This is a genomic window from Sinorhizobium sp. 22678, assembly GCF_052044265.1.
Taxonomy (GTDB): Bacteria; Pseudomonadota; Alphaproteobacteria; order Rhizobiales; family Rhizobiaceae; genus Sinorhizobium; species Sinorhizobium meliloti_A.
Genome location: NZ_JBQEMS010000053.1, coordinates 1 through 5,201, shown reverse-complemented (window position 1 = coordinate 5,201; position 5,201 = coordinate 1). Strand labels below are relative to the sequence as shown.

The 5,201-nt window shown below is 59.9% G+C and carries 3 protein-coding genes and 4 pseudogenes; 3 read left to right on the top strand and 4 right to left on the bottom strand.

Going from position 1 to position 5,201, the window contains the following annotated elements; translation table 11 throughout:
• Positions 1-157: 157 nt before the first annotated feature.
• On the top strand, positions 158-1,357 hold the full coding sequence (locus ACTJKL_RS31865; protein WP_440854436.1) for an IS256 family transposase: 1,200 nt from the start codon (positions 158-160) through the stop codon (positions 1,355-1,357).
• Positions 1,358-1,425: 68 nt separating this feature from the next.
• On the opposite strand, the pseudogene ACTJKL_RS31860 reads toward ACTJKL_RS31865, so the two are convergent.
• A pseudogene (locus ACTJKL_RS31860) lies at positions 1,426-1,782 on the bottom strand (Ros/MucR family transcriptional regulator); the annotation flags it as partial.
• Positions 1,783-1,907: 125 nt separating this feature from the next.
• Here ACTJKL_RS31860 and ACTJKL_RS31855 point away from each other — a divergent pair.
• The gene (locus ACTJKL_RS31855) at positions 1,908-3,086 is read left to right on the top strand and encodes a low temperature requirement protein A (RefSeq protein WP_100674395.1); all 1,179 of its coding nucleotides are present in this window, start codon (positions 1,908-1,910) and stop codon (positions 3,084-3,086) included.
• Between the two features lie 424 nt (positions 3,087-3,510).
• Positions 3,511-3,732 (top strand): annotated as a pseudogene (locus ACTJKL_RS31850) (type II toxin-antitoxin system VapC family toxin); the annotation flags it as partial.
• 33 nt (positions 3,733-3,765) lie between these two features.
• Here ACTJKL_RS31850 and ACTJKL_RS31845 read toward each other — a convergent pair.
• From ACTJKL_RS31845 to ACTJKL_RS31835, 3 genes and pseudogenes are all read right to left on the bottom strand, one after another.
• A pseudogene (locus ACTJKL_RS31845) lies at positions 3,766-3,917 on the bottom strand (integrase); the annotation flags it as partial.
• Positions 3,918-3,965: 48 nt separating this feature from the next.
• Positions 3,966-4,055: pseudogene (locus tag ACTJKL_RS31840) on the bottom strand (hypothetical protein); the annotation flags it as partial.
• A 76-nt stretch (positions 4,056-4,131) separates the two neighbouring features.
• Positions 4,132-5,007, bottom strand: coding sequence for a LysR family transcriptional regulator (locus tag ACTJKL_RS31835; protein WP_440854749.1), 876 nt, complete (start codon positions 5,005-5,007; stop codon positions 4,132-4,134).
• Between the last annotated feature and the right edge of the window lie 194 nt (positions 5,008-5,201).

Genomic DNA, 5,201 nt, shown 5'->3' with positions numbered 1-5,201 from the left:
GGTCGTGTCCCCACAGGTGGTGTAGCTCGGCGGTAGCGAAGCCGCTCGCGAGCGCGCCCTTCACAGCGCCGTAGTGAGCGGGCGGCGGAGCGGTGGTCATCGATGTTCTCCGGTAGGGTCGGGTTGCTGACACCAACCTGATTCGAAGGAACCACCGATGACCGACGACATGATGAACCTGCGTGCGCTCGTGGAGAAGTCCCCCGACGCCGATCTTTTGCGCGAGATGATCGGTTTTGCCGCCGAGCGGCTGATGGAGCTGGAGGTGGGGGCCGCCACCGGTGCCGGCTATGGTGAGAAGAACCCGCTGCGGACGGCCCAACGCAACGGCTACCGCGAGCGGGATTGGGAGACGCGCGCCGGAACCGTCGAGCTGCGCATTCCGAAGCTCAGGAAGGGCTCTTACTTTCCGGGCTTCCTGGAGCCGCGGCGCATGGCCGAGAAGGCGCTGACGGCGGTCATCCAGGAAGCCTATGTGCAGGGAATCTCGACCCGCTCGGTCGACGATCTGGTCAAGGCCATGGGCATGAGTGGCATCTCCAAGAGCCAGGTCAGCCGGCTGTGCGAGGAGATCGACGGCAAGGTCAAGGCCTTCCTCGATCGGCCGATCGAGGGTGACTGGCCATATCTATGGATCGATGCCACCTACCTGAAGGTCCGCCGCGGCGGCCGGATCGTCTCCGTCGCCGTGATCATCGCCGTCGGTGTCAACAGCGACGGTCGCCGGGAGGTGCTGGGCATGGAGGTCGGCACCTCGGAGGCCGAACCGATCTGGACCGAGTTCCTGCGCAAGCTGACCCGGCGCGGACTGCGCGGCGTCAAGCTGGTCGTCTCCGATGCGCACGAGGGCCTCAAGGCGGCCGTCACCAAGGTTCTCAGCGCCACATGGCAGCGCTGCCGGGTCCACTTCATGCGCAACGTTCTCGCCCACGCCGGCAAGAGCGGCCGCCGTGTCGTCTCCGCCTTCATCGCCACCGCCTTCGCCCAGGAGACACCGGAAGCCGCAAGCGCCCAATGGCGCGCCGTCGCCGACCAGATCCGGCCGAAGGTGCCCAAGCTCGCCGTCATCATGGATGATGCCGAAGAAGACGTTCTCGCCTACATGAGCTTCCCGAAGGAGCACCGCGCCAAGCTGCACTCGACCAACCCGATCGAGCGCCTCAACGGCGAAATCAAGCGCAGGACCGAGGTCGTCGGCATCTTCCCCAATGATGACGCCATCGTCCGCCTCGTCGGCGCGATCCTGCTCGAGCAGAACGACGAATGGGCTGTGCAGCGCGCCAGATACATGACGCTGGAAACCATCAGCCAGATGAGCGATGATCCGCTCATCAGCCTGCCAGCCGTGGCGCGCTGATCATACCGGCCATGCCGGAGAACGCGGCGACCCAGCCGCCACCTACACCACTCCCTGGGACATGATCGAGCATAGTTGCGGGCGGTCATCGGGTAGTCGGATGGAAGCTTCCATTTTTCGCGATACTGCTCCGGCGTCAAACCGTATTTAGTCGTTAGATGGCGCTTGAGAGATTTGAATTTCTTCCCGTCCTCCAGGCATACGATGAAGTCGTCGGTCACGGACTTCTTGATCGGAACCGCGGGCCGTTGATCCTCAACTGCGGGCGGGCTCTGCGCTGACGCAGACGTCTCGCCCAGTGCGCCGTAGGTTTGCTGGATAAGGTGGGGGAGTTCGTCGGGGGCAATGATATTGCGGCTCAAATAAGCCGATACGATGCGACTGGTGAGCTCAAGCGTTCGTCCATTTGGGTGCGCTTCTGTCAATGATCTTCTCCGCAGCCTATTACAAAAGAATCGAGCCAGCAGCGTGCAGATATTTCGGTCGGAACGAAGGCACCTGACTCAGCGCTGCGCTATATATCTCTGCTCTCATCGTTATGAAGGGTTACATGGCCGAAAACAAAACGCACTGGCTCCGGAAAGAAAATACGGATCAGACGAAGGCGAGCTTTCCTGAGCTCTTTTTCGATCTCGTTTTCGTTTTTGCGTTGATTCAGCTTTCCGAGAGCCTTTCGGATGATTTCAGTCTTGGCATCGCCGCTGAAGCAGTGCTCTTCATCTTCGCGCTTTGGTGGGTATGGATCCACACGACGTGGGTCATGGATCTTCTGGATACCGAGATCTCACCGGTCCGCCTGCTGCTCTTTACGCTGATGTTCTGCGGCATGGTAATGGCCATCGCGCTGCCGGAAGCCCTCGCGGGCATGGGCCTTGTCTTTGCGGTCGCCTATTCGGCCATGCAGGTCAGCCGGTCGCTGTTCACCCTCTATGCGTTCCGAAGAGGCGACTTGGCCTCGTTCATGACCTTCTTCCGGATTACCGTCTGGCTTATTATTTCAAGCATCTTCTGGATCACGGGGGGTCTGTCCGAACCGAATCTGCGCGTCGTCCTGTGGATCGTGGCACTTGCTCTGGAATACGTAGGCCCGATGGTCAGATACTGGGTACCACGTCTCGGAGCTTCGCCGCGCGAAACGCTCGACATCGACGGGGAACACCTCGCTGAACGCAGCGCGCTTTTTGTCATTATCGCGCTCGGGGAGACCATACTGACGATCGGCAAACACACGTATGAAAACCTGGACACTGAAGGTACGCCTCTGGTGCTGTGTCTTTCCTTCCTGACTACCGTTCTCATGTGGTGGATCTATTTTCACGACGGCCAGGAACGCGCTGCTGACAAGGCAGAGGATACGTCTAAACCGCAAACCACCGCGCAGTATCTCTTCACCTACGGTCACCTTCCGATCGTGGGCGGTATCATCTTCACCGCCGTCGCAGAAGACTTCAGCCTGGCGCATCCTTACCAATCCGGAACATACAATAGCGCGCTGGCGCAGCTCGGCGGGCCGATCCTGTTCCTTGCAGGGACAATGTGGATGAAAGGGGTGTCTTCGCGCGTCCTGCCGTATTCGCATGTCTTTGGCATCGGCTTGCTGGCAGCCAGTTTCACGCTTGTGCCTTTCATCGCCAACTCCGCGATCCAGGCGCTTTCAGGTGCGATACTGCTCGTGGTAGCCGTCTGGGAGTATGTCGCGCTGAAGCACTTGCGGCGCAGCGCCGCCTGATTGCCACGGCTTCCGTTTCTGCTGAAAACTGGGACGGTAATCTCGCAAGTAGTCTATGGCCTCCCATCGACGGCGGCGTCGCTGTACGACCATGTCGTTCCCTCGGCGAGCTTTCGCTTGGTCCGATGTGATGGCGCTGCTCAGGACAAATGATGGGAGAGCGGAGGGCGTTATGACTCAGCATTCATCTGCAAGATCCGTTGCTCGCCAATTCCGCAGTGGCTCCGGGGGGGGCGAAACGACGACGCGGTCACTGCTTCTAGGAACGACTACGATGTAGTGGCGTTCCGCCGGTCATAGCTCATGACCCCTGTCCAAAACCGGTGGGATTCCCAGCTATCCTTGAAATCGCCTGCACAAAGTAATACCTGCCGTGTATCTGGCATTACCGAGGAACGCAGATGACAACGACAGTTACAGCTAGGAGGCTGGACTGGAGATGACGCCAATTCCTCGAGCCGCGCTTTTCCTCGCAGGAAAGGTGTTCACGCAATATCGCCGGGCAGGAGGATCAAGGACTGGCGTCCTACCCGACTTTTTCATTGGCGCGCATGCTGCAGTTAGCCAGCTTCCGCTTCTGACCCGCAATATCGGACGGTATCGCACCTACTTTCCGACGCTGTCGCTGATCACGCCACACCCATAGCGTCTCTGAATCGGTGTGCCCGTTCCGCACGCCTTAGACAATCAGCCGCGCCGCTCGTCCGTTCTTCCGTTCCGCGGTGTGTATTAACTCGCCGCCTGGCTCACCGACTTATGCAGTGACTGCTGCATCGCTTCGGGCAGGGGAATGCCGCGATTTGCCGCCTCGGTTAGATACCCTGATCTCAACTTCGTATCGGCAGTCCAAGCGCGAAATTCGACTTCGGCAAAAGCAGCGGCTCGGTGAATATCGCGTTGTTCCGCTTCAGTTAACAGTGGGTTTCTCGCGACGATCGCCTCGAGCAGCTTGCGTAACTCCGTCGCCATCCGTCGCGAAAAGGCCGTACCGACTTCGCCGACATAGACGAGCTCACCCCCTTGCGTGCTGCCATCCTGGTTCGGTTCAAAGGGGATCGCGCCCATTCGACCCCAAAAAAAGAGAAGCATTTGCAGCGAGCAGCGCCGAAAGCCGGTCTGCGACCGTGCGCACGGCTTCCCGGCCGCGTTCGTCGTCATGCAGGACCATCCAGAGATCATGGCCGAGCTCATCGATCACCCGCCCCGCCCGGACGAAGCCTGGATCGCTATCACCGATGAAACATGGCATCACGCTGATGCCCGCTCCCGCCTTCACTAGATCGAACATCATCCGCGGTGAGTTTACCCAGTTCGTGATGTGTCGGCCCGGCTGTTCGAATGCCCACCGCTTCCACGGCTGGTTGGCGACGTCCGTACCCAGCGAAACCCAGTTGCAATGGCGCCGGTGGTCAAAACCTTGGGCGCAGTAGGGCGCATAGGCGACGGCGACGGAACGCCGGACCGCGACATTGCCCAACTGCGGCCGCTCCGCGGCGAGTCCAATGTCCACGTCGCGGTGTGTCAGGTCGATCGCGGCCTCAGTTGTCTTGAAACAAAGGCGAAAAGTATCGTGCGGTGTCCAAAGGTGCCGAAGGCTTGTTGCCGTGAAGCACGACATCGTGTTGTCGGAAATAAGCCGTACGATCGGCATCGAATGCACCGTCTCTTGCCAATCGACGATGTCCTGCGCTGCCTCCTGCATCGCCCTCACGCGGTCCAGCAATATCTGCCCGTCCGGTGCGAGCTCGTATCCCGTCCGCGCCCTGACGAACAGCGCTCGTCCCGTGGCACGTTCCAGCGCCAGCATCCGTCGCCCAATGGTCGGCGCGCTGATCCCCGTCTTCTCAGCGGCACCCGCAAGCCCGCCTTGCTCGGCGACGTGCAAAAAGAGACGAAGATCTTCCCAGTTTTCGACTTTCATCCGGTTCGACTTTCATCCATGAAAGATGGCTTTCGTTCGCGCCTCTACAGTTGCATGGCCTCTCGAACCATTTTCCGGGTAACGCCAGATGCCCGGAGAAACGAGATGCTACTTGAATGGACGATCCTATATAGGGAGCTGGTAAGCCAACAGCGCAAAAAACGCTGCGACGCGTTCGCCGATCCACTCGACGG

Coding starts and splice junctions, on each gene's coding strand:
- ACTJKL_RS31855 (WP_100674395.1), top strand. CDS start 1,908: ATGGCCGAAAACAAAACGCACTGGCTCCGGAAAGAAAATACGGATCAG.
- ACTJKL_RS31835 (WP_440854749.1), bottom strand. CDS start 5,007: ATGAAAGTCGAAAACTGGGAAGATCTTCGTCTCTTTTTGCACGTCGCC.
- ACTJKL_RS31865 (WP_440854436.1), top strand. CDS start 158: ATGACCGACGACATGATGAACCTGCGTGCGCTCGTGGAGAAGTCCCCC.